Consider the following 25,184-nt stretch of genomic DNA (forward strand, 5'->3'; position numbering starts at 1 on the left):
AAAGAAGCGCATTTTTAATTATAGGACTTACGCAAAAGTGGTAAATTGAAATAAAAAATAGCTTGAAGGTCACCGCACAACTTTACGGACAGTTTCTACTGAGTAGCCAGATCAACTATACGGCTACCTACTTGGCTGATCACCTGGAAGGGATCACCCATGACAATGTGCAGTACTTTCTCAAAGCTAGCCGAGTGGCACCTCGCCAGGTCTGGCAACATGTCCGCCACCAAATTCAACTGGATACCGATGGCTATATCCTCTTTGATGATACCGTGCTCAATAAAGAACATAGTCATAAAATTGAACTGGTTCGTCGGCAATACAGTGGAAATGCTCATGGAATCATCAAAGGCATCGGTGTGGTTAATTGTGTCTACTTCAATCCTAAAATTAATCAGTTCTGGCTCATTGACTACCGTATTTTTAATCCCGATGAGGATGGAAAAAGCAAGTTGGATCATGTGTTGGACATGCTTAACCAACTAGCACCCCGCCAGATCAGTTATCGAATCGTCTTAATGGACAGTTGGTATGCTGTGACCGACCTCTTCAAGTGGCTCATTACCAATGAAAAACTGTTTTACTGTCCTATCAAGAGCAACCGTAAGGTCGATGATTCAGGTGGCAAAGAACCGTATCAACCTGTCAGCTATCTGAGCTGGTCAGCTCAACAGGTGCAGCAGGGTAAGCTGGTTAAAGTACACAAGATGCCTCAAAACACCTATCTTAAACTGTTCCGCGTACTGGTGTCTACCCACCGGACGGACTATATCGTCACCAACGATTTAGCTCAAAATGAGACGAGTGCCGCTGAAGAAAAAAGTGGTATTCGTTGGACAATTGAGCAGTTTCATCGAGAAGATAAGCAGATCACGGGTCTGGAATGTTGTCAATGTCGATTAGCTCGTAGTCAACGCAATCACATTGGCTTAGCGGCTCTGACTTGGTTACGTTTTAAACAGTTGGCTTATCAGACTAAGAAAACGGTTTACCAACTCAAACAAGGCTTATTAGATGCTTACCTTCGTCAAGAGTTGGCGAATCCTTCAGTTGCCTTTGCGTAAGTCCTAAATTAATCTAATTTAACGATTATAGATATATTCTCAAGATTATATGCCATTTATCAAATCAATCGTATGATTTTATTGATAAAGTAAGCTGATGACTATAACTGAAATTAACTGATTGCACCTTTGAACGTGCATTCTGGACTATAACAGGCAGCTAAAGCTTAACGGAATAATACTTAGCGAAAACATTCCTGAGCAAGTACGTGTTGGTCATTGCATTCACCATACATATTCAACTCATGGGTAATTTATTGTACACTATCGCTGTCATATTAGTCATCATTTGGCTATTGGGCTTTTTAGGAGTTTTAGGGGCTGGCATTGCCGGTAGCGGCCTCATTCATATTTTGCTGGTGATTGCTGTGATCGCTATCATTTTGCGATTGATACAAGGTCGGAGTGTCTGATTAGCCTTCTGTCGATTGCAAAAAAGGCTAACCGTGTTGGTTAGCCTTTTTTGCAATCGACAGAAACTCGCCTTTATAACTTCCCGTTGCTTACCGACTTAATGCCCAGACTCCAGATGGCTGTCACTCAGTTTTATTTCCTGTTGTTTATGTTGCAATAGCGCCTTGAGTTTGAGTAATAAATCCCAATCCGTTAACCGGGAGGCTTGGTTGCTCACGATCTGAATCAGTTGTTCTAATTCCGCAACGGTCAACCAATAGCTCGACTGGCTGGATCGTTCTAGACGAAATTCATCCAGACACATTCGCTCAATATGCTGACGCTCATACGTTAGATAGCTAGAAAGACTATCTCCCTCCCTAATAGTATCGGCTGCCCGAAAGACTTTGATTCGGATGATCGTTGTGGTCGGCTGAACGAGCCCTAACCGGGTCAACTCATCATAAAATTGAATCCAACTGGTGAATTGCGTAGGCAACTCAAGATGATAGTCAAGTTTCTGACTAGCAGAATTAGGCTCTGTTCTATTCATTCAACAGGATGCACGGTATATATTTAGAAAACGACACATAACAGACCCTCCAAGTTGACACGTTAACGCATTCTTAGTGGGCCACACCTACCAGGTATCGTACTATAGATGTCAATGTGTACTGTGGGTTTAATCAGTAGGCACTAAGTCGGCGTGCATGTCGGAACGCGTATTCTATCAGGAGGGAGCATTTTCTATGACTATTTTATGTCGTAATGCTGCTACAAGAATTGCCCTTCTTAACCACTAGTTTTACTGAGATTAAAATTACATTAAACAAATAATCGGTAATTGAGTGTTTATACTGGTAAATTTTTTTGGCTGAAAAAGGCTTCACACGTTTTATTTCTCCTACCATGTATACACGCGCTTACTTCAGACTTCTTATCCTTGTCATAACACCTCTACTTGTTTTGGCCTGCGCCCGCAATCCGGTGACCGGTAAGCGCGAAATTAACCTAATGTCGACCGAGCAGGAAATTGTCATAGGTAAAGAATCACATCCGTCTGTTGTTGCCACCATGGGCCTGTATGAAGATAAAAATCTTCAGGCTTTTATGAACCAGAAAGGAAAAGCAATGGCCAGCATTTCGCATCGGCCCGACCTTCCTTATCAATTCTACATTGTTGATTCGCCCATCGTCAATGCCTTTGCCGTACCGGGAGGCTACGTTTATTTCACGCGTGGTATTTTGGCCCACTTTAATAATGAAGCTGAATTTTCCGGGGTACTGGGTCACGAAATAGGTCATATTACGGCCAAGCATGCCGCCCGCTCTCAGAAAAGTCAGTTGCTCAGTACAATTGCCCTCATTGGCGGAGCCGTGCTAGCCCCTCAGGCTGTCGGTCAAAATATCGAAACGCTTCAGCAAGGACTGGGCCTTTTATCTCTCAAATACAGTCGTGATCACGAATCAGAGTCAGACAAGCTAGGCGTCGAATATTCCAGTAAGATTGGCTACGATGCTCGCCAGATGGGTGATTTTTTCGGGACACTCAAACGTATTTCCGACCGGTCCGGACAGGCTATACCCCAGTTTATGTCGACTCACCCCGATCCGGGTAATCGCTTTACGCGCGTGCATGAACTGGCCAAAGATTATCAAACCAAAAATCCAGCCTCCTACCAGGTAAATCGCGATCAATACCTACGGTTGATTGACGGCATTATGTATGGTGAAGATCCTAAGCAGGGTTTTGTTGAAAACAACTATTTCTATCACCCTGAACTACGTTTTCAATTTCCGGTACCGGCCGGCTGGCAGTCGCAAAACTCACCTAGCCAGTTCCAGATGGCCGCTAAAGATGGGAAAGCAGCGATGATTCTGATGCTGGCCAAAGGGAATTCACTGGATGAAGCGGCCCAGAATTTGGTGAAAGAATTGAGTCTGAACGTACTGGAGAACGGGAAAACAACCATCAACGGCAATCCGGCCTATGTCCTTATTTCCCGTCAGCAACAACAACAAGGTCAACAACAGGACCCTAAATCGGCTCTCCAGATTGGCACCTGGCTGATTCAGTATAACAATGCCATCTATGCCCTGCATGGGCTAGCGACCAATGCCGACTTTACGGCTAATTTCAGCACATTCAAGCAGGTGGCCGAAAATTTTCGCTCGCTCAGTGACCCCGATAAACTCAATCGCAAAGCCGAACGAATTGTGGTAAAAGCAACGCCACGTGATGGGTCATTTCGTGACGTGGTAACCCAGTTAGGGATGCCTGCTAATCGGGTAGAAGAGGCTGGTATCTTAAATGGGTTAAAAGCGGACGACCGCATTACAAGAGGCACGTTGATCAAGATCATTAGTCGATAGACCGTTGCTGCTTCAACCTGTTGTAGTCGGCGGCCCAGTCACAAATCAAATTTACAATCTCACATTGCTGAGTTTGTGACTGGGTCGCCCGAGCGGACTTTTATTAGATCAACAGATTTACTTTTGATGATAATTGGGTGACGAATGAAAGATTTGCCCTTTTTGTTTGGCTATGCCCATTCTACTCTGTCCGTAACGTCTTTACCGGATTCATCAGCGCAGCTTTCACGCTACGGAAGCTCACCGTTAGCAGGGCAACCAGTACCGTAATCAGAATGGCAAGGACAAAAATGCCTGCACCAAGCTCAATCCGATACACGAAACTATTCAACCAATTGCTCATGACCCACCACGCTAGCGGAGCCGCCAACAGAAACGCAATCAACAACAGGCGAGAAAACTCTTTACCAAATAGCCAAAGGATACTGGTCGTACTGGCGCCCAATACTTTGCGCACTCCGATTTCCTTCGTTTTCTGAGCGGCCATGAACGATACCAGTCCGTACAGGCCCAGACAACCAACAAAAATAGCAATGGCCGCAAACGCCTGAATGAGCCGAAGTAACATGGTATCGAGCTTATAGAATCGCTCAATATCCTCATCCAGAAAGCGGTAAGTGTAAATGGATGATGGATACATGGCCGTCCAGGCCTTTTCAAAACCAGCCAGGGTTGTTCGCAGGTTTGCCGGATTTATTTTTACCCCACAACTGTTATAAAGCTCGCCCCAGGTTGTGAGACATAATGGCTCAACAGCAACCCGAAACGACTTAAAGTGAAAATCCTTCATCACGCCAACGATCGTTCCCTTTCGCCCATTGATCGTCGCGGCTTTGCCGATTACATCCTGTAAAGACGCTAGCCCAAGGGCTTTCACGGCCGTTTCGTTCAGCAGGTATTCCCCGATGGTATCCGACGGAGCCAGGTTACGGCCCGCCAGAATGGGAATTTTGAACGTAGGGATATACCGATGATCGCCAGCTTTCATGGAAATATTGAATTTTTCATTTTCCGGACGGGTATCAAAACGAAACGACGTGCTAGCCAGGAATTCGGTGGCGGGCGGGGAATCAAAAAACGTTACGTTTTCTACCCCAGCCTGTTCGGAAAGCTGCGTGCCCAGCGTGTTGATTTTCGATGTTTTATTGTCAGGCACGGGCAAAATAACGATGGCATCTTTCTGAAAGCCCATGTCGGCCTGTTGCGAATAACGCAATTGATTGGTAATGATCAGCGTCCCGATAATCAACAACTGCGAGATGGCAAACTGTGTAACGACGAGTCCCTTACGCAACGAAAACCCACCAACTGCCCGTTGCGATAGTTTCCCTTTCAGCGCCAACACGGGCTGAAAACGGGCCAGAATCAAACCAGGGTAAGCCCCCGAACAAAAAACCACGATCAACAGCAGACCGACTAAAAAGGCGAGTAGCTGCGCATCGGCCAACGGATTGAGCACCAGTTGTATGTCGAACCATTGATTCACAAACGGCAGCAGCAGATAGGCCAGTGCCACCGCAATAATCATAGCCAATCCGGCAATAAGCGCGGTCTCTGTAATGAATTGCCAGAACAAAGCACCCCGCTCACTTCCCAGCGCCTTCCGAACCCCGACCTCTTTGGAGCGTCCCAACGCCTGCGCCGTTGCCAGATTAATAAAATTCACACAGGCCGTCACAACCAGAAATAAACCGATCAGGGCAAACGTCCAGAGGTTCTTTTTCTCGGTGTATCCCCGCAGTTTTGGATTAAAATGAACATCGGAAAGCGGTTGTAAGTTGAAATGAAACAGCTTCGCATTCGCTTTGTCGTAGTATTTATCCGTAATAGCCGGAAGAATTTTTGCATCGACTACTTCTGCCGATACATCCGGTTTGAGCCGGATAAAACATTGCATCTCTTTATTAAAACCGACCCACCAGTCTTTTTCAACCAGCCAGGGACTATGCTCCTGCAAATTGTCATATGGCAGGTAGACCTCCGAACGAAAGTCTGTTGTAGCAGGCAGGTCCTTAAGAACGCCGGTCACCTTAACAATCAACGACCCATCAATGTGCAGGATTTGGCCAATTGGGTCTTTATCCCCAAAATACTGTTTCGCAACTCGCTCTGTAATCAGGGCGGTATTCCGATCCTGTAATGCCGTTTTGGGATTACCTTGTACTAATGGAAAATTAAAAATGTCGAGGAATTCCGAGTCGGCAAAGGCCACATCCTGCTCAAACTTTTTCTCCGGGGATAGAGACACGACTCGTTTTTTCAAAAAAGCAATTCGCCCCACTTTATCTGCGACACTATATCCTTTACGGAATGCCTCTCCCATCGGATTTGGCACCCCCGTGCTATAAGTTATTTTATCGGTATGAAGCTCTGTATAAATCCGATAGATCCGGTCCTGGTGGGCATGGAAGGTGTCAAAACTCAGGTGGTAGTTAACCAGTGTAAAGATTAGGATGGCACAGGCAATACCCAGACTTAGGCTCACGACATTGATCAGCGTGTAGGATTTGTGTCTATTCAGTTTTCTCCAGGCGATTCGAACATAATTACTTAACATAGTCATTGGGTTTGGTGGCGAATAATAAGTTGATTGCGGGAAAAAAGGAGTTACCTGAGGTTGGCGACGCCAGAGCCGGGGATGCAACAGTAGTAGCATTTCGAGCACATAGAGTAGTTGGGCTGGCGTATGGCCATATTGCTGGCTTCTCGTCTGGAACAATTCATACATATCCCCCAACACTTCGTTCCGGAGATGCGGAGCGGTAATGCGTGTCATGAGCCATTCCGCCCAGCGTGGCGGTTCGGGTTGTTGGTCCGGCTGGGTTTTATTTTTTCGATTCATGGCTGATGATCAAAAGCAGTTTTCGGAATACCATCCCACAATTCATTTCGAATACGCCGGGCTTCCCGTAAGGCTTGTTCGCCTGTCATGGTTACGGTAAACAGGCGTTTACTCCGTCCTCCCCGTTCAGCAATTGGCTCGCTAAAGCGGGAATGAACGAGCCCTTTCTCTTCTAATCGCTGCAAGGTTCGATGAACAACACCTAAGCTCATATGCCGCTCCAAACGCTCACTTAATTCTTCCAGAACGGCTACGCCGTAGGCATCATCGTAGAGACGGGCAATCGTCAGCAGAACGATCTCTTCAAACTCACCAAGTTGGGTACCTTTCATCTGTTGGTATACCTGCTTACCGAAGCAACGTTTATCTTTCCTCTTTGCATAGCAAATCAAAGGCCAATCACCTAAAAAGGGCTACGCGCCTAAAAAAGGGTTATTTTTATACGTTTCATGGCTGATTAGCGTCCGAAAACGGACGGGAAGCTGTCCATATCTGGACGGCTAGTGAAGCACTTCGCCTACCGACAACGACTGGCTCGTTCCCGACGGGCCTGCTCATCGTTGATCGATTCGCCCCGTTGCCAGGCTTCGCAGGCTTTCGCTTTGTTCCCTAAGGCAAATTCAGCGGTCCCGATGGAATAGTAAAGGGCATCGACAGAAGCATCCAGCTTTTCAGCGGTTCGGAATTCGTCCAGCGCTTTGGCAGCTTGCCGCTGACCAAGCCAATAGAGTCCTAAGGTGTAGTGCGCCCAGGCATTCTGGTTATCCCGTTGCAGCGACTCTTCGACCAGCGGTAGGGCCTCAGCCGGACGATTTAGCCTGATCAGCAAATAGGCTTTGTTATTCAGGTAATACGGTTGACGCGGCTGCCGGGCCAATGCCCGTTCCACATAGGTCAGAGCCTCGGCATAGTTTCCGGCATGTGCCAGCAATAAACTCTGGTTATTGAGAGCCGCATCCTGATTGGGATTTAGTTTCAGGGCCTGACGGATATCGGCTTCGGCTGTTTTGTAGTCTTTCTGGCTATAATACAGTGCTCCACGATTGGTTAGGGCCTCTACGTTATTGGGCTTGAGTTGAAGGGCAAGATCGTATGCCGTTTGCGCCTGAGCTACTTTATTGAGTCGAACGTAGGTATCGCCCAACCGGGTTTGGTAAAACGTAGAATCCTGGTATTGTTTCTCAATGCGTTCGAGATCGCTTAAGCTGCCCGCGGCATCGCCCATTTCCAGCTTCACTTCTGCCCGGTTGAAATAAGCCGTTCCAAAATCCCGATCAGCATCCAGTGCCCGGTTATAATCAGCTAATGCCCCCTCCCGATCATCGTTCCGGAATTTAGCCAGGCCCCGATTATTGTACGCATCCGCAAAATCGGGCTTTTTGGCAATGGCCTCCGAATAGTACCGGATCGCTTCTTTGTATTCGCGCTTCTGGAGCTGCAAATTCCCTTTCAAAAAAAACTGAGCCGCTTCATCGGAATCGTTCGTACAGCCTACAATGATGAATGATGAATGATGAATGATGAATACCCAGACAAATAGGCGACGGACTAAGTTGCTTACCTTTGTAAAACCATAATCAAGTACCCAAAAATTAGTCATCATTCATCATTCATCATTTATAATTCATCATTCCCACGTGCGTTTCGTTCAGGATATCCCAAACCCGCAATTCCGCATTGGCCTTTACGCCTGGAATAGCAAATATATTGTCAAAATCGAAGCCGGTCCCTATGAGCAGACCTACAAAGTCAGCGAAATGGACCTTATTGACCCGGCAGCCGTTCCGAGCCTACTAGATCAGGAGTTTCTGACAAAGGTAAGCCAACGGTTTCAGGATATGGATGCCGACTGGCAGGCTACAGGCGATCGTAATAACGCATTTTAAGGACTGACACAGCTTTTAAACCTAATTTCTCGTCGTTTTCGTGGTTTCCTTTAGGTAACTCGCTCGCTTGAGGGGCCTCTCATGTCTACTTTTGTGACCTGAGTAAATCCGGTTGGGAGTTACTCCATTTTTATCGCCAACACAAGATGTACAAACTAAAAATCATTTCGTCCACCGTTCGGCCGGGGCGGAAAGGGCCACTTGTTGCCCAGTGGATTGCCGAAGAAGCCAAAAAGCAAGGCAGCTTCGAGGTCGAAGTCCTCGATTTGGGGGAGATTGCACTACCGCTCATGAATGAAGCCGTCCACCCCATCATGAAACAGTACGAGCACGACCACACCAAACAGTGGAGTGCTAAAATAGAGGAAGCCGACGCCTTTATTTTCGTAACCGCCGAATACGACTACAGCTATCCTGCATCCTTAAAAAATGCCTTAGAATACCTGGTTCACGAATGGGCTTACAAACCGTCGGGTATTGTGAGCTACTCGGCCGGGCCATTTGCGGGCGTCAGAGCAGTCATCAGCCTGAAAGGCGATTTGATCGGTTTCCGCAATGTGGCCCTGGCTGAAGGTGTCACCATCCCACTTGTCAATGGGCTTATTAATGAAGATGGGGTATTCACACCCACCGATCAGTTGACGGCCTCTGCCACCCAGATGCTCCATCAGTTGGTGCGCTGGACCAAAGGCATGAAAGCGATTAAGGACGATAAGTAACGATTTGGCCGTATACGGAAAGATTCCGGGAAAATCACTCGTTTTTTCAATCCTTCCGGGCAGTTCGCGAGTTAGTTGATAAACAGTCTATCAGGGGGAGCTTATATCCGTTCACCCAGGCTATCGTTTATCATCTGATTCGCGTTCGTTATGACAAACAATTCGGTTGACCTCGACCAACTTAGCATCAATACAATCCGACTATTGTCGGTCGATGCTGTTCAGAAAGCAAATTCCGGTCACCCTGGCTTGCCGCTGGGAGCCGCTCCAATGGCCTATGTACTCTGGTCCCGCTTTTTGCGTTTCAATCCGAAAGATCCCCATTGGCCCGATCGGGATCGATTCGTCTTATCGGCAGGTCACGGCTCTGCCCTGCTTTATAGCCTGTTGCATTTATACGGCTATGATCTTTCCCTCAATGATCTGAAGCATTTCCGGCAGATCCATTCCAAAACCCCCGGCCACCCCGAATCAAATCTGACGCCTGGGGTTGAAGTAACCACCGGTCCGCTCGGTCAGGGTTTCGCCAACGGAGTCGGCATGGCTATGGCCGAGGCCTTCCTGGCCGCTACCTACAATCGGGAAGGTCATTCAGTTGTGGATCATTATACGTATTCCATTGTCAGTGATGGCGATTTGATGGAAGGAATCGCATCGGAAGCCGCGTCATTGGCAGGCCATCTGAAACTCGGCAAGCTCATTTACCTCTACGACGACAACCTGATTTCACTGGACGGTCCTACCGATCTGGCGTTTACCGAAGACCGAATGTCGCGCTTTGACGCCTACGGCTGGCACACCCAACACGTATCGGATGGCAATAACCTCGATGCCATTGAAGCCGCCATTCGACTCGCTCAGGCCGAAACCGAACGTCCATCCATTATTGCGGTTCGTACTGTTATTGGCTATGGAAGCCCATTAGCCGGAACCAGCAAAGCGCATGGTAGTCCGTTGGGGGAAGAAAATGTCCGAAAAACGAAAGAATTCTTTGGCTGGGACCCCGATAAATCGTTCGTGATTCCCAACGAAGTGAAAGAGTACCTGCTCGAAACCGGAAGCCGGGGTGCCGAGTTACAAGCTGATTGGGAGAAACGATTTAAGGATTACAAGAAAACGTTTTCCGACCAGGCAAACGACTTCAGCCGATCTTTTTCGGGTAAGCTTCCCACCGATTGGGAAGCGGATCTGCCTCAGTTTGCCCCTGAAGACGGCCCATTGGCTACCCGACAGGCATCCGGCAAAGCGCTGGAAGCCCTGAAAAAGCGGGTTCCGTACATTTTTGGTGGATCGGCCGATCTGGCTTCGTCAAACGAGATGCCCACTAAAGGCGATGTAAGCTTTCAGCCGGGCCATTACGAAAATTCGAATATCTGGTTTGGCGTGCGCGAACATGCTATGGGAGCTGCCCTCAACGGCATGGCACAACACGGGGGTATTCACCCCTACGGCGGCACTTTCCTCAATTTCTCCGATTACATGCGTGGGGCCATTCGACTAACCGCACTGGCTGAGTCGGCCGTCACGTTCGTCTTTACCCACGATAGCATCGGTTTAGGCGAAGATGGCCCAACACACCAACCGGTTGAGCAATACGTTGCCTTACGCGCCATTCCGAACATCATTGTTCTGCGCCCTGCCGATGCCAACGAAACAATCGAAGCCTGGCGGGTAGCCATGAAACAACCGAAAACGCCGGTGCTACTACTCCTCTCCCGACAGAAACTACCCGTGATCGATCAGACCAAATACGGTTCGGCAAGGGGTGTCGAAAAAGGAGCCTATATCCTCAGTGAATGTGAAGGTATTCCTCAACTCATTCTACTAGCTACAGGGTCAGAAGTATCGCTGGTAATGGAAGCCCAGCAAGAGCTAAAAAAACAGGGTATTCGGGCACGGGTGGTTAGCATGCCCTCCTGGGAATTGTTCGAACAGCAGGATATTACCTACCAGCATCAGGTATTACCTCCTGCCATCCGCAAACGATTGGCCGTTGAAGTAGGCTCGCCGATAGGCTGGCACAAATACGTGACCGACGAAGGCACCACCATTAGTATGAATCGCTTTGGTCTATCAGGACCAGCCGAAGAGTTAATGGCCTACTTTGGATTCACGGTCGAAAACGTGGTCAAGCAGGCAAAAGCGGTGCTAAAAGGGCAACCGCAGGGAATGGAGAAGAAAGAGGTTTTGTCTTGACGTAATCTAGAAAGATGAAAACAGCACAGCACTTAATAACCATTATTTATCGACCATAACCAGAAGTTGGGCAACGGTTGAACCTAACTGGCCTTGAATGGTTTTATATTTGTACATAAACAAGACGCCGGACCAATCCGGCGTTTCGTTTTAATTAATTAAGCTATTAAACCTATAGACAATACTCACTATGTCTATCCAGTTCACTGACAATATAAGTACAGCCGCCAAGCGCGACATCCTCGATCTAGCCCAGAAGATTGGTTCGTTTCAACAAGGTGATATAGCCGATGAAGCGTTCCGGAAATTCCGGCTCACACGTGGGGTGTATGGTCAACGGCAACCCGGCGTACAGATGATTCGGATCAAGCTGCCCCACGGGCGCATCACGGCCGATCAACTAATTCGGATTGCCGATCTGTCGGATAAATACGCGACGGGCAATCTGCACGCTACAACCCGGCAGGATATCCAACTGCACTTTGTCAAGCTGGCCGATTCGCCCCAGCTCTGGGCCGACCTCGAGGATGCCAACATTACGCTAAAAGAAGCCTGCGGGAACACGGTACGAAACGTAACTGGCTCAGCCAGAGCAGGTATTGATCCACTGGAGCCATTCGATATTACTCCCTACGCGCATACTATTTTCGACTATTTCCTGCGCAATCCGATTTGTCAGGATATGGGTCGTAAGTTTAAGATTTCGGTTTCATCCAGCGAAAAAGACTCTGCGTATGGTTATATGCATGACGTAGGGCTTATTGCTCGTATACAGGATGGCAAACGGGGATTCAAAGTCATGCTGGGTGGTGGTCTGGGAGCTCAACCTTTTTCAGCACAAACGGCGTTTGAATTTCTGGAAGAAGACCAGGTGATTCCATTCATCGAGGGTGTCATTCGGGTATTTGATCGCTACGGTGAACGCCAGAAGCGGCACAAAGCCCGCATGAAATACTTGCTTAACGATATTGGTCTGGAAGAATTGCTGCAACGCATTGCCGACGAAACGCCTGCTTTACGTGTGAAATCGTATGAAGTTGACAACAACGCGGGCAATTCGCTTTTCGAAACACCACCTGCCGAACGTCTTGATGCGCCCGCTCCGAGTATCATTGAGGGCGATGATCAATTTGATCGCTGGCTTAAAACCAACGTTTTCGAACAAAAACAGGCGGGCTGGTATTCGGTTCAACTGCGCGTCTTGCTGGGTGATATGCATTCTGATACCGCACGTGCGTTGGCCCAGATTGTGAAACAATATGCCGCCGATGATATCCGGGTGACGGTCAATCAGGGCTATTTACTTCGTTTCGTGAAACCTGAGGATTTGCCAGCTATTTATCAGGCCCTCAATGCGCTTGGGTTGGCTGAGCCTGGTTTCGATACGACTGCCGATATTACAACCTGCCCCGGCACGGATACCTGTAATCTGGCCATTTCGAGCAGCTACGGTATTACACGGGCTCTCGAACAGATGATGCACGATGAATTTCCGGATCTGGTATTCAACGACGACATCAAAATCAAGATTTCGGGCTGTATGAATGGATGTGGTCAGCATTCAGTGGCCAACATCGGTTATCATGGTTCATCGCTCAAAAACGGAGCCTACGTACTTCCTGCCCTACAGGTGTTGCTGGGTGGTGGTTTTAATGGAAAAGGCGAAGGACTAATAGCTGATAAGGTTATTAAAATTCCCGCTAAACGTGGTCCTGATTCGCTGCGGTATTTACTCCGTGATTTTGAAGCCAATACGTTCGATGGCGAATACTACAGCGACTACTATGCTCGTCAGGGCAAAAACTATTTTTATCAGTTGCTGAAACCACTGGCCGACCTGAAAACACTCGTCAACAGCGATTACATCGACTGGGATCATACCGAACAATACGTTACTGAAGTGGGTATCGGCGAATGCGCCAGTGTACTCATCGATCTGGTAGCCACAACGTTGACCGAAGCCAGCGAAAAATTAGGCTGGGCACGCGAAGCGCTTTCTGAAAGCCGCTGGTCAGATGCTTTGTACCATACCTACAATGTGTTTATTACAGGTGCCAGAGCCGCTTTAATGAGCCGCGATGTGCCAACCAACACACAACACGGCATCGTAAGTGATTTCGATAAAACCTTTGTCGGCACGCCCGATTTCCATCAGGCAGAAGGCGAATTTAAAGCGTTGGTGTTCAGCATTAACAAACAGGAACCCTCTGAAGAGTTTGCTCGTCGGTTCATTGCACAGGGCGAAGCCTTTCTTCAGGCTGTTCAAGCTTACCGGGAAGTGCAAATCGAACAGGAAGGTTTACCTGAGTTACAAGCCTTGACCCAGGCGCTGGATAGTTAAATTTATGTATGATGTATGATATAGGGGATAGTTCGCCTATATCATACATCCTATATCCTACATCATTATGAAGCTTACGCTCGTAGGGGCTGGTCCTGGCGACCCTGACTTAATTACAGTAAAAGGAATTAAAGCCTTACAACAGGCCAACGTGGTCATGTACGATGCGCTGGTCCACCCTGACTTACTGGAATATTGCCAGCCTGATGCCTTGAAAGTTTATGTCGGCAAACGCCGGGGTGCTTACTCGTGCGTTCAGGAAGATATTAACCCACTCATCGTCCATTATGCCCAGCAATACGGGCATGTGGTCCGGCTCAAAGGGGGCGACTCGTTCATATTCGGGCGCGGGTACGAAGAAGTTGACTATGCTAGGCAGCACGGGATTGACACACAGGTTATACCGGGTCTGTCCAGTAGCTATGCCGTACCCGCTTCAGCTGGAATCCCCCTAACCACACGGGGAATTTCGGAAAGTTTTTGGGTCGTTACCGGAACAACCAAAGCCGGTCAGCTTTCGTCCGATTTACACTTGGCCGCTCAATCGACTGCAACCGTTGTTATCTTGATGGGTATGCACAAACTGCCTGAAATCATGGCCGTTTTTGCCAATTGTGGTAAAACCAATACTCCCGTTGCCATTATTCAGAATGGTACACTAACGGATCAGCAGCTTGTGGTTGGAAATGTAGCGACTATTAATGAGAAAGTTACCGAATCGGGAATCGGCAACCCGGCGATTATTGTGGTGGGCGAAGTAGCGGCATTAACGCAAACGGATCTCCAGAGTGTTCTGAACGCATCTACTTCAGACCTATAAGGTTTTTAAAACCTTATAGGTCTTGACAAAAATTACTTCACCAGTTGCAGAATCTCTTCCGCAGTCGCTCTTTTCTGTTCGCCCGTTATCATATTTTTCAGCGATAACATTCCCGTTTGCACTTCTTCTGAGCCAATCAACACGACATACGGAATCGCTTTGGCATTGGCAAAATCGAGCATCTTCTTCACTTTGGCCAGGTCCGGGTAAACTTCTGAAGCGATATTGGCAGTCCGTAGCTTACTTAATAAAGGCAAAGCAACAGTGCGGGCTTCTGCATCAAAGGGGACGATAAGCACCTGAGTTCCCTGCCCTGCTCCGGCCGGAAATAGGTTCAATTCGTCCATCACGTCATAAATACGGTCTACCCCGAACGAAATCCCCACGCCCGACAAACCGGGCATGCCAAAAGCCCCCGTCAGGTTATCATAACGGCCACCACCACTGACACTGCCGATGCTAACACCATTCGCTTTGACTTCGAAAATAGCGCCGGTATAATAAGAAAGCCCACGAGCCAGCGTTGGATCGAGTTCAATCTGACTGTCTGATAGACCATATTGGCCCACTAGCTGAAGTGTTTCTTTAAGTTCAGCAATGCCTTGTTGAGCGGTTTCAGAAGTCGACAGCCAGGTTTCAAGCTGGTCTAAAACTTGAGCGGGAGCCTGATTACTGAACGTAAAGATGGGGTCCAGATTAGCGACGGCCGTTTCTGAAAATCCACGCTCTCGCAACTCATCCAGTACTTTCTCTTTGCCGATTTTATCTAGTTTGTCAATCGCGACAGACAATAACCCCTCCTGCCCTGGTGCACTAATAACCTCAGCAATACCTGCCAGAATTTTTCGATTGTTAAGTTTCAGCGTGAAATCCTGAATACCCAGGTTGCGAAACACCTCGTGAATCATCAGAACAATTTCTGCTTCACAAATCAGGGAGTCGGTTCCGACAACATCGGCGTCGCACTGATAAAATTCACGGTAACGTCCCTTTTGTGGCCGATCAGCCCGCCAGACGGGTTGCATCTGATACCGCTTAAACGGCATCGTCAATGCATTCCGATTCATGACCACATAGCGGGCAAACGGAACCGTCAGATCGTACCGAAGCCCTTTTTCTGCAATTTTTGGCGTCAGTTTCTTCGAACCGGTTTGCAGGTCGGTTTCCGTCAAACCAGCGGCAAAATCGCCAGAATTAAGTATTTTGAATAGCAGTTGATCGCCTTCATCGCCATACTTGCCTGTCAGCGTCGACAGGTTCTCCATAGACGGAGTTTCGAGTGGCTGAAAGCCAAAGCGTTGAAATGTTTGACGGATTGTATCGAATATAAAAAGCCGTTTGCGCATCTGCTCCGGGCCGAAATCACGAGTGCCTTTAGGTAAGCTTGGTTTTTGCATAGCGCAAAATTATGCAGACACGCGTACAGATTTGCAGAAATCCACCTAATCTTATCCGGTTTACTGCACATTTGTGCTCGTAATCCTAAGCTAGCCCCATAAAAATCCTGTTAATCCTGTTAATCCTGTCAGAAAAAACCGTATTTTTGCACCTTGATTTTGAACCGATACGTTAAAAAGATACAATCATGGGAGTTACTGAATTAAAGCGTAAGGGCCGCCGGAACCGCGCTATTGCCAACAATAAAACCAACGCCATCAAACAATTGCTGCGTAAGCCTACGATCAAAAATGTTGACGTAGAAGCGATCAAGGCATCGTTCGCTGAGAAAAAAGCCGCTTAAGCGATTATTATCCGCCAAGCGTACATTATCTAACCTCGCCCTTACTAGGCGAGGTTTTGCGTTTCTGGAGAATTCGGGTTAGCTCGCGATCCCGTTTTTTAAGCTCTCGACGAACAAACCGCCGATAATCTAATTGAGCCCGGTAACGAACGGCCTGCCCAAACAACAACAGTCCGCCGTTGATCAGAATCAGGCTATACGCTCCCCATAAAAACCATTGTCGAAACGGAGCTTCCGCTTTATGGGCCTCAGCCGCTACACTAAACACACATAAACCCGCGCTAAATAACAGCAAACCAAGCGGGGCAATAATTAAGCCCTTGGTTCGCGTACTCATTCGTTTCACTAAGCGTTGACCGGGTGGTTTAGCAAGCTTGGCCATATGGATTCGTTCAGGGGAGTTTAATAGGTAACGCTTTAGAGGCCTGTTTCGTTATAACTAGCTGAGCGTTGGCCTAATATAAGCGAAAAAGAATTAGTTAAAGTACTTTTCAGGATGGGTACTCAATACTGGCCCCTGTTTCCCGAAACTGTTTCGGTTCCCAAAAGCGCTTCCAACCTTCTGAAATAAAGCCGATTCCGTAGCCCGTTAACTGGACAAAAGCCGCTTCGACACTCAACAACCCAACTTTGATACTTTTTTCCTTTTGCGTGGCGTCGATCAAAATCAGAACCGCCAGGAGAAGTACAAAACCGATAGCCAACCCAAAGAGTATGGGGCTTATCAGCGCCCAGACCGGAATGGATACGAGAAATAGCGTAAACACGGCTGGAAATGTATGCACAAGTTTTAGCTCGCTGGGATAATAACGGGAGATGTTAATTCGGGCACGACCAAAAAAGCGGAGTTGTCGATAAAATTGACCAAAATTCGTTCGGCGTTTATGGTAAATAAACGCGTCTTGAATGAGCCCCGTCTTGAATCCATTTTCAATAATTCGAATGGCGAATTCGATGTCCTCCCCCATCCGACTCAGTTTATACCCGCCAATCGTTTCCCATACTTTCCGCGACAAGCCCATGTTGAAGCTACGAGGATGATAGGTTCCTCCCAGGTTTTTCTTACTACCCCGAATGCCACCTGTTGTAAAAACGGAGGTCATGGAGTAACTAATGGCTTTCTGAATGGGTGTAAAATCGGGATGGGCCGCGTCGGGACCACCGTACGCATCTAACCAGGCTTGACTCAGTTGGTCGTTAACAGCCGAAAAATAGTGAGCAGGAATTAATGCATCCGAGTCAAAAATGACGAAGTAATCGCCCTTCGCTTGCTCGAAACCATAGTTACGCGTAAATCCCTGCCCCGAATTTTCTTTGAAAAAGTACCGAATAGTAAGGCTGGCCGCAAACTCCGCTACAACTCCATCCGCCTTGAGTGTAGACCCATCCTCAACAATGATTACCTCAAAGTTTGTATACGTCTGTTTCGTCAAACTACTCAGTAATTCGCGCAGTTCGTCGGGTCGATTGAAGACGGGGATGATGATGGAGAAAAACATAACAATGCATAATGAAAAATGTAGAATGAATAATCAGCTATGCCAATGGGATAAAGGGGTCAGTTGCTGGTAACCCTACGACGCCATTATCCGCCTGCATTATCCATTACTCATTATGCATTACTTCCAGCAAACTTTCTTCGTTCGCCTGAATAACCTGCTCCACCAGCTCATCAGTCAGTGCAACAGACAGGAAAAGGCTCTCGAATTGAGAGGGTGCCAGGTAAACACCCCGCTTGAGCATCGCGTGGAAATATCGGCCAAACAATGGTACGTCACAGGTCTTAGCTTCGATAAAATTTGCTACGGGCTGTTCCGTCATAAACAGCGTGAACATCGAACCAATATGGTTGATCGTGTAGTTCAGGCCTGCCTTTAGCAAACCAGCTCGGAAGCCCGTCGTTAATTTTTCGCCAATTGCTTCCAGACGCGTATACACGTCAGGGTTTTCATTCAGGTAATTCAGCATTGCCAGACCAGCCGACATGGCAATGGGATTACCCGACAATGTACCCGCCTGATAAACTGGCCCTGCCGGCGACACCATATTCATAATATCCGCGCGACCACCGTAGGCGCCAACAGGCATACCACCGCCAATGATTTTCCCCATCGTCGTCAGATCGGGCGTGATCCCGAATCGTTCCTGCGCCCCACCTTTTGCCAATCGGAACCCAGTCATGACTTCATCGAAAATCAGGACAACCCCATGTTTGTCGCACAGCGAGCGAATACCTTCCAGAAAGCCGGGCTCAGGCAAAACACAGCCCATATTTCCTACAACAGGCTCCAGAATAACAGCAGCTACCTGATTATGGTTGTTATCCAATAAGGCTTCTACAGCTGCCAAATCATTATAAGGCGCGGTTAAGGTATCGGCAGCCGTAGCTTTTGTTACGCCCGGACTATCAGGTACGCCCATCGTCATGGCACCACTTCCGGCAGCGATCAAAAACGAGTCGCCGTGGCCGTGATAGCAGCCTTCAAACTTGATGATTTTATCCCGATTGGTAAATCCTCGCGCTACCCGGATAGCCGCCATAGTGGCTTCTGTACCCGAATTAACCATCCGGACTTTTTCGATTGAAGGCACCATTGAATGAATCAACTCGGCCATTTCAACTTCCTTGCGCGTAGGTGCGCCAAAAGAGAACGAATGCTGTATCGCATCCCGAACGGCTTTTTCGACCGGTTCGAAGGCGTGCCCTAAAATCATGGGGCCCCACGAATTAATCAGTTCAATGTATTGACGGCCGTCCTCATCGTAGAGATAAGGCCCTTTGGCCGATTTTATAAAAAGTGGTGTACCACCTACCGACCGAAATGCCCGTACAGGTGAGTTCACTCCGCCCGGAATCAGCGTTTTAGCCTTTTCGAATAATTGTTCGCTCGTGTTCATTTGTCATTGAGCGATTGAATGATTGAGTGAGTGAGTGATTGAATGATTGAGTGGTTGAATAGCTGGTGTAGCTTTTCTAATTACTCAATCATTCAATCACTCACTCAATCATTCAATCACTAATTAATTTTCACCAACCGCCCGTCTTCGTATTTTACGATTGGGACGATTTGGTTTTCGTTGGTTTGTGTATAATCAAAGCCTGACAGTAAATAGTCATCGGTATCGGAGCGAAGGTTACTGCGATTACGGGCCTGTAATCCATTTTTAGCCAATTGTCGCCCAAAGAATAACATCATATCGTAGCCTTCGCTGGCGAAAACCGATGGAATCGTATTGCGCTTGGCCACATACTGTTCCTGAAAGGAAATGACAGGCTCCCTTGATGTGTCGATAAAATCGGGATAAAGTAGGTACAAGTCCCGACGATTAAACGTGGGCGATGCAGTCCGGTATAAATCAAAAGCCGAAGCAGTTATTACCAGCGGAGCACTCACTTTTCGACGGCTCAAGGCATCAAGCATACGGGCTCCATCTTCGTCATTGCTACTGGCAAAGAACACATGCCCCAAACTAATGGTAGCCGTTGTATTTACTGGGCGCGTACTCGTTGGCTTTTCAGTCAGTTTCATCGCATCCGCCATTGACTGTGCGGTACCACTTACTTTCCGAAAATCGACAATTGAATAATTCTGTTGCCTGAGTTCATTTTGATAAGCCAGTGCCATTAGCGAATCTTTTCGGGATGCTCCAAAGTAAATTGCCGCCCGACGAAGCCCATTCAGGCTCTGAATATGTTCGACCACTTTCTTAGCCTGCTGATTCATGGAAGGCTGTGCCAGAAACGACATTGGCTGATTGGCGACTAGTTCATTACTGGTGGCAATCGGATTCAACAGCACGATATTATTTTGATTGGCATAGGCCGAGGCAATCCGGTTAGGCTCAATATACAGTGGTCCAATGATTAAATCGGTTTGCGCAAAGGCAGGGCTATTGACTAGCTCCAGTGTTTTATTCGCGTCGTTATCCAGATCATAGGCAAACAGATTGACGGTTATACCCTCTTCCTGCAATTTGGACTTAGCCAGTTTGATACCATTGTAGAGATCGTAAACGTATTGATTGGAGCGCGCCCGTTTGTCGGCATCAAATTCATCAACCCGGAATGGGAACATCACGGCAATGTTATAGTACCCTTTCGCACGGGAGTTTCGTGATGGGTTCATCACGGTAGATGTTGGCTGGTTAGACGCTCCAGCACCCGTTGTTGTACTGGATTGAGTAGCTACAGTGGGCACCCCAAACCGATTCGTCAGCCGATCCGACAGTTCCAGATCATCTTTATCACTTGCTGTTCGCTGAATTAGATCGATCAGTGTCAATCCAACAACCCGATCACCTGGATAGTCCTTATTGAGTTGCTTCAGCCGATTCAAGTCGTTAATGCGCGGCACGAACGTTTGCTCAAGCTTCGTAATATCCGTCCGGAAAGCGGGGTCACTAATTTGCTGAATAACGCCGATCGCTTCTTCATACTGACCCAGCTCCATCGAAGCGGCAGCGAGCAGATAATAGGCATCATTGAGCTTACGCCAATCTGGAAAATACTCCAGCAACTGTTTCAACATCAGCCGGGATTGGGCGAAGTTTTTCTGCCGAAATGCAGCAATGGCAAAATGATAACTGGCATAGGGAGCTAATGGACCACGTTGCTGAATCAGCACATTCAGGTCTGTTTTAGCCCGCTCGTAATCGCCCGCCTGAACCAGCTTAACGGCGGCATTATAGCGTCGCTGAGCCTCAGGCGCAATCTGAGCCTTTGCTGTCTGTTGGTTCAGAAACGAGCAAAGGCATAACACCCACACTGTAAACCAACACGATTTGGTGTTCATTTTTTTTGGGTTAAGGCAAAAAGCAACGCCTTCGCGTTGCTTTTATTTTTATAATCCTCAGTCTTTAGCCGATAGTTGTCCGCCAGAAATGTTGGCTTACCAGACTATTAACTTGCCACTAACAACTTATGATTTTTTAGACTTCGCTTTCTTCTGCGCTTCTTCAGCCTGTTTACGGGCTTCATCGGCCGCTGCGAGTTGGCGTTGCAGCAAAGCCTGGAATCCACCGGGTTTCTTACCCTGACCAGCTGCATTTTTCCGGCGGTTTTCGTCCAGTACCGCTTTTATTTTATCCTCATCAACAAATCGGCGAATGAGTTGTTGCTGCGTGATCGTAACAATGTTCGATACAAAGTAATAGAATGTAAGACCAGCTGGGTAAGAGTTCAGCACGAACATAAACATCAGCGGGAATACATAGCTAAGCGCTTTCATATTCACCGGCCCCGGTTGCGTTGGCGTCGTCTGGTTATTGTAATACGCGTATGCGATCGACGATGCAGTCATCAGAACAGTAAACAAACTCAAATGGCTACCAATAAACGGAAGCGTCGGGAATTTAAGGAACGCATCGTAGGTAGACAGGTCACTCGCCCACAGGAACGACTTTTGCCGCAGCTCAATTAGGTTCGGGAACAACATGAACAGGGCGAACAGGATGGGCATGGTAGCCAACACCGGAACACAACCACTCAACGGACTAACGCCCACCTCCTGATATAGTTTCATCTGCTCAGCTTGTTGCTTGGTCATGTCGTCGCCAACACGCTCCTTCATCTCATTCAATTCTGGCTGCAACACCCGCATTTTAGCCATACTGACGTACGACTTGTAGGTTAACGGTGTTAGAATGAGCTTTACGAACACCACCAGGGCGATAATCAGCAGCCCATAGTTCGAGATGAACTTCCCAAAGTAGTTAAAGACGGGTACAAAGAAATACTTGTTAATCGGCTTCAACACCGAGTAGCCCAGGTACACGTTACGATCAAACTCCGGGGCCACACTTCCCAGTAACTGAAAATCGTTCGGGCCATAAAAGAGCTTGTATTGCCCTTTGCCCGCTTTAACATCAGCCATCGACAGGCTTACATCCGCAATGGCCGTTTTTACGACACTGCTATCCGTTGGGTCTACCAGGGTTTTAAAATTCGCCTTAGTCAATGGCGCATTTTTGGCCACCAAACCCGCCAGGAAATATTTGTGCTTAATGGTAAACCACTGTACAGGTTCTTCAACCGTTGTTTCCTGATTGCTTTCGCCTTCGGTCAGATTCTGAAAATTCTCGTCGGCGGTGAGGTAATTGATCGTAGCCGCCCGGCGGTTATTGCTCAAGTCATTCTCATACTGACGCATCTTGTCTTCCCAGAGGAACCGGATGTTGTCATTCCCAACGGCATTGCCCAGACCATTCAATTTCAGGTCATAGTCCAGAACATAGCCTTCGGCAGGCACGGTATAAACCTGCTCGATGGATTGACCCGGTGCCACTTCTGCCCGGAACACAATTTGCTGGGCTTGTCCGCTTACGGTACTGTTCTGAGCGGTTGTCTGATAATACAGTTTATGCAAATCAATCTTACCCCGATTGGTCGGTAATTCCAGGACAGACTTGCTGCTTTGTTCATCGATCAACACCAGTGGTTTCTGGTCGTAGGTTTTGTAGTTTTTCAGCACTACTTCCTTCACCTGTCCTCCTTCTGTACTGAAGGTTACTTTGATATCTTTGTTTTCAACAACAATATCCCGGGCTGTACCAGTAGCCGCTGAGGCAAAATCACCAAACTGGGCCTTAGCGGCAGCTGAATCGAGTGGTTGCTCAGCCTTACTAATAGCCGCTTCCGCACCGGATGCAGAATTCGGTTTTGTGGTTATTGTTTTTTGAGCCGGCTGTTTATCGGGCGCAGGTTTCGGTACCAGCAGTTGGTAACCGACCAGCATCGCCAGAATCAGGACAATGCCAATTATTTGATTACGATCCATTTTTTAAGTTTGATGTTTGTAGTTTGTGGTTTGTAGTTGCGGTATTCACCAAGTATCGACTATTGGGAAACCACAAACCTCAAACCACAAACCTCAAACTGAATTTCAGGCAAAATTACGTCAATCTGGCTGCTTAATCAACCGCATCGACAGTTTCTACATGGGCGGTCGTTATAGACGACGACTCGGCCCGTTTTTGTTGACTATAGGTAAGCGCAGCTTTCACAAACTTAACAAACAGCGGATGTGGATTTAATACGGTGCTTTTAAGCTCTGGGTGAAACTGCACGCCTACGTACCAGGGGTGAATTTCTTTAGCCAACTCAACAATCTCTACCAAGCCTGTATCGGGGTTAACGCCCGTCGGGCGAAGGCCCGCTTTTTCAAAAGCCTGCAAGTAGTCATTATTAAATTCGTACCGATGACGGTGCCGTTCGCTAATCTGCGTTTTTCCGTAAATCTGGTGAGCCAGCGAATCCCGTTTGAGTTTGCAGGCATAGGCACCCAATCGCATGGTACCGCCTTTGTCGGTAATGCTTTTCTGGGCTTCCATCATGCTGATGACCGGATTAGCCGTATGAGGCTCCATCTCGGTTGAGTGAGCGTCTTCAATACCCATCACATTCCGGGCGTATTCGATCACCGCCATCTGCATACCTAAACAAATACCCAGAAATGGAATTCCTTTTTCGCGCACAAAACGTACGGCATTGATTTTTCCATCAATACCGCGCTCTCCGAAACCTGGAGCAACCAGTACGCCATCCAGTTGGCTCAATACCTCAGCGCAATGATGTTCATCCACCAGCGTTTCCGACTGAATCCACTCCAGCTGCACTTTACACTCGTTGGTAGCGCCTGCATGAATAAATGCCTCGGCAATGGATTTATAGGCGTCGTGCAATTCGACATATTTACCAACTAAACCGATCCGGACGGTATCTCCCGGATTTTTAAGCCGCCCCAAAAATGCTTTCCAGACATCCAGATCGGCATCTTTATCATTATACAGGTCGAGCATGTATAAAGCGCGCTGATCAAGCCGCTCTTTCTGCATCAGTAACGGTACGTCGTAGATCGTCTCGGCATCGATGGCTTCGATTACGGAACTTACCTGAACGTTACAGAACTGCGCGATTTTCCGGCGAATATCCTGTGGCAGTGGGTGTTCGGTACGACAGGCGATAATATCGGGCTGAACACCGTTCTCAAGCAGCATCCGCACCGAGTGTTGGGTTGGCTTGGTCTTTAACTCACCTGCCGATTGCAGATAGGGCACTAATGTCAGGTGAATAACCAGCGTATCTTTTTCGCCAAGTTCAAACTTTAACTGCCGAACAGCTTCCACAAATGGCAGCGATTCGATGTCACCCACGCAACCGCCGATCTCGGTAATGACGATGTCATAGTCGCCCGTTTCGCCCAGAAGCCGGATGTTCCGTTTGATTTCGTCGGTGATATGGGGCACAACCTGTACCGTTTTTCCTAAGAAATCGCCCCGGCGTTCGCGGGTGATCACGTTGTTATAAATTCGCCCGGTAGTGATGTTATTCGCCTGCGAAGTTGGCCGATTCAGGAAGCGCTCGTAGTGGCCTAAATCAAGATCCGTTTCGGCACCGTCGTCGGTGACGTAGCATTCGCCGTGTTCGTATGGATTGAGTGTACCGGGGTCAATATTAATGTAAGGATCGAATTTCTGGATCGTTACTGTTAGGCCCCTGGATTGAAGCAATTTAGCTAGCGAAGAGGCAATAATGCCCTTGCCTAATGATGAAGTTACTCCGCCAGTAACAAAGATGTATTTTGCAGATTTTGGTCCCGTAGCCGCCATGATTGAAACCTGTTTAGGTCGTTACGGGATGTAAAAGTACTAGAAAAAAGGCGGAATCGATGAATGGCAAAGGCAAAAAGTTAGTATGCGGTGGGTAATCAATTGGCCATCAGCCGACTGTTGGCAAAATCTTTCTTTTATCGATTCTTTTTGCCGTTTGCTTTACATCGTCAGCCCAAAAGTCAATGTCAATTGACAA

20 protein-coding genes are annotated in these 25,184 nt (G+C 47.8%); 9 read left to right on the top strand and 11 right to left on the bottom strand.

Annotated elements, in window-relative coordinates; genetic code table 11:
- The first annotated feature begins 62 nt into the window (after positions 1–62).
- Together H3H32_RS12190 and H3H32_RS12195 are read left to right on the top strand one after the other, a co-directional pair.
- The gene (locus H3H32_RS12190) at positions 63–1,067 is read left to right on the top strand and encodes an IS701 family transposase (protein WP_182462186.1); all 1,005 of its coding nucleotides are present in this window, start codon (positions 63–65) and stop codon (positions 1,065–1,067) included.
- Between the two features lie 245 nt (positions 1,068–1,312).
- Positions 1,313–1,480, top strand: coding sequence for a lmo0937 family membrane protein (locus tag H3H32_RS12195; protein WP_182462969.1), 168 nt, complete (start codon positions 1,313–1,315; stop codon positions 1,478–1,480).
- A gap of 98 nt (positions 1,481–1,578) precedes the next feature.
- Here H3H32_RS12195 and H3H32_RS12200 read toward each other — a convergent pair whose 3' ends face one another.
- Positions 1,579–2,013, bottom strand: coding sequence for a hypothetical protein (locus H3H32_RS12200; protein WP_182462970.1), 435 nt, complete (start codon positions 2,011–2,013; stop codon positions 1,579–1,581).
- Positions 2,014–2,369: 356 nt separating this feature from the next.
- Here H3H32_RS12200 and H3H32_RS12205 point away from each other — a divergent pair, with 356 nt between their 5' ends.
- A complete protein-coding gene (locus tag H3H32_RS12205; protein WP_182462971.1) occupies positions 2,370–3,833 on the top strand; it encodes a M48 family metalloprotease in 1,464 nt (487 codons plus the stop codon).
- 181 nt (positions 3,834–4,014) lie between these two features.
- Here the strand turns inward: H3H32_RS12205 and H3H32_RS12210 are convergent, their stop codons facing one another.
- The 3 genes from H3H32_RS12210 to H3H32_RS12220 all read right to left on the bottom strand — a co-directional run bounded on the left by H3H32_RS12210 (position 4,015) and on the right by H3H32_RS12220 (position 8,275).
- Positions 4,015–6,675 (bottom strand): ABC transporter permease, encoded by a 2,661-nt coding sequence (locus tag H3H32_RS12210; RefSeq protein WP_220472636.1) that lies wholly within the window; start codon positions 6,673–6,675, stop codon positions 4,015–4,017.
- The gene (locus H3H32_RS12215; RefSeq protein WP_182462972.1) at positions 6,672–7,007 is read right to left on the bottom strand and encodes a PadR family transcriptional regulator; all 336 of its coding nucleotides are present in this window, start codon (positions 7,005–7,007) and stop codon (positions 6,672–6,674) included. Before H3H32_RS12215 ends, H3H32_RS12210 begins: the two co-directional genes overlap by 4 nt.
- A gap of 185 nt (positions 7,008–7,192) precedes the next feature.
- A complete protein-coding gene (locus H3H32_RS12220) occupies positions 7,193–8,275 on the bottom strand; it encodes a tetratricopeptide repeat protein (protein ID WP_182464323.1) in 1,083 nt (360 codons plus the stop codon).
- Positions 8,276–8,312: 37 nt separating this feature from the next.
- Here H3H32_RS12220 and H3H32_RS12225 point away from each other — a divergent pair, with 37 nt between their 5' ends.
- From H3H32_RS12225 to cobA, 5 genes are all read left to right on the top strand, one after another.
- Positions 8,313–8,561, top strand: coding sequence for a hypothetical protein (locus H3H32_RS12225; RefSeq protein ID WP_182462973.1), 249 nt, complete (start codon positions 8,313–8,315; stop codon positions 8,559–8,561).
- Between the two features lie 146 nt (positions 8,562–8,707).
- Positions 8,708–9,280: an NADPH-dependent FMN reductase gene (locus H3H32_RS12230; protein WP_182462974.1), complete on the top strand. Its 573-nt coding sequence runs from the start codon at positions 8,708–8,710 to the stop codon at positions 9,278–9,280.
- 150 nt (positions 9,281–9,430) lie between these two features.
- Positions 9,431–11,476, top strand: coding sequence for a transketolase (gene tkt, locus H3H32_RS12235; RefSeq protein WP_182462975.1), 2,046 nt, complete (start codon positions 9,431–9,433; stop codon positions 11,474–11,476).
- A 190-nt stretch (positions 11,477–11,666) separates the two neighbouring features.
- Positions 11,667–13,817, top strand: coding sequence for a nitrite/sulfite reductase (locus tag H3H32_RS12240; RefSeq protein ID WP_182462976.1), 2,151 nt, complete (start codon positions 11,667–11,669; stop codon positions 13,815–13,817).
- Positions 13,818–13,884: 67 nt separating this feature from the next.
- Positions 13,885–14,637 carry a uroporphyrinogen-III C-methyltransferase gene (gene cobA, locus H3H32_RS12245; RefSeq protein WP_182462977.1) on the top strand — a complete coding sequence of 251 codons (753 nt, stop codon included), beginning with the start codon at positions 13,885–13,887 and terminating at the stop codon, positions 14,635–14,637.
- Positions 14,638–14,669: 32 nt separating this feature from the next.
- On the opposite strand, the gene hisS is transcribed toward cobA, so the two are convergent.
- Positions 14,670–16,034 carry a histidine--tRNA ligase gene (gene hisS / locus H3H32_RS12250; protein WP_182462978.1) on the bottom strand — a complete coding sequence of 455 codons (1,365 nt, stop codon included), beginning with the start codon at positions 16,032–16,034 and terminating at the stop codon, positions 14,670–14,672.
- 188 nt (positions 16,035–16,222) lie between these two features.
- Here hisS and H3H32_RS12255 point away from each other — a divergent pair, with 188 nt between their 5' ends.
- Complete coding sequence (locus H3H32_RS12255; protein ID WP_182462979.1) at positions 16,223–16,378, top strand: hypothetical protein; 156 nt, start codon at positions 16,223–16,225, stop codon at positions 16,376–16,378.
- Between the two features lie 25 nt (positions 16,379–16,403).
- On the opposite strand, the gene H3H32_RS12260 is transcribed toward H3H32_RS12255, so the two are convergent.
- The 6 genes from H3H32_RS12260 to pyrG all read right to left on the bottom strand — a co-directional run bounded on the left by H3H32_RS12260 (position 16,404) and on the right by pyrG (position 24,985).
- Complete coding sequence (locus tag H3H32_RS12260) at positions 16,404–16,760, bottom strand: hypothetical protein (protein WP_182462980.1); 357 nt, start codon at positions 16,758–16,760, stop codon at positions 16,404–16,406.
- A 109-nt stretch (positions 16,761–16,869) separates the two neighbouring features.
- The gene (locus tag H3H32_RS12265) at positions 16,870–17,877 is read right to left on the bottom strand and encodes a glycosyltransferase family 2 protein (RefSeq protein ID WP_182462981.1); all 1,008 of its coding nucleotides are present in this window, start codon (positions 17,875–17,877) and stop codon (positions 16,870–16,872) included.
- Positions 17,878–17,983: 106 nt separating this feature from the next.
- The gene (hemL, locus tag H3H32_RS12270; RefSeq protein ID WP_182462982.1) at positions 17,984–19,276 is read right to left on the bottom strand and encodes a glutamate-1-semialdehyde 2,1-aminomutase; all 1,293 of its coding nucleotides are present in this window, start codon (positions 19,274–19,276) and stop codon (positions 17,984–17,986) included.
- A 119-nt stretch (positions 19,277–19,395) separates the two neighbouring features.
- Positions 19,396–21,171 (bottom strand): outer membrane protein assembly factor BamD, encoded by a 1,776-nt coding sequence (gene bamD / locus H3H32_RS12275; protein WP_182462983.1) that lies wholly within the window; start codon positions 21,169–21,171, stop codon positions 19,396–19,398.
- Positions 21,172–21,297: 126 nt separating this feature from the next.
- Positions 21,298–23,154 carry a membrane protein insertase YidC gene (gene yidC / locus H3H32_RS12280; RefSeq protein ID WP_182462984.1) on the bottom strand — a complete coding sequence of 619 codons (1,857 nt, stop codon included), beginning with the start codon at positions 23,152–23,154 and terminating at the stop codon, positions 21,298–21,300.
- A 133-nt stretch (positions 23,155–23,287) separates the two neighbouring features.
- Positions 23,288–24,985, bottom strand: a complete 1,698-nt coding sequence (gene pyrG, locus H3H32_RS12285) for a CTP synthase (RefSeq protein WP_182462985.1) — start codon at positions 24,983–24,985, stop codon at positions 23,288–23,290.
- Between the last annotated feature and the right edge of the window lie 199 nt (positions 24,986–25,184).

Origin of the sequence: Spirosoma foliorum (assembly GCF_014117325.1) — a bacterium.
Classification (GTDB): Bacteria; Bacteroidota; Bacteroidia; order Cytophagales; family Spirosomataceae; genus Spirosoma; species Spirosoma foliorum.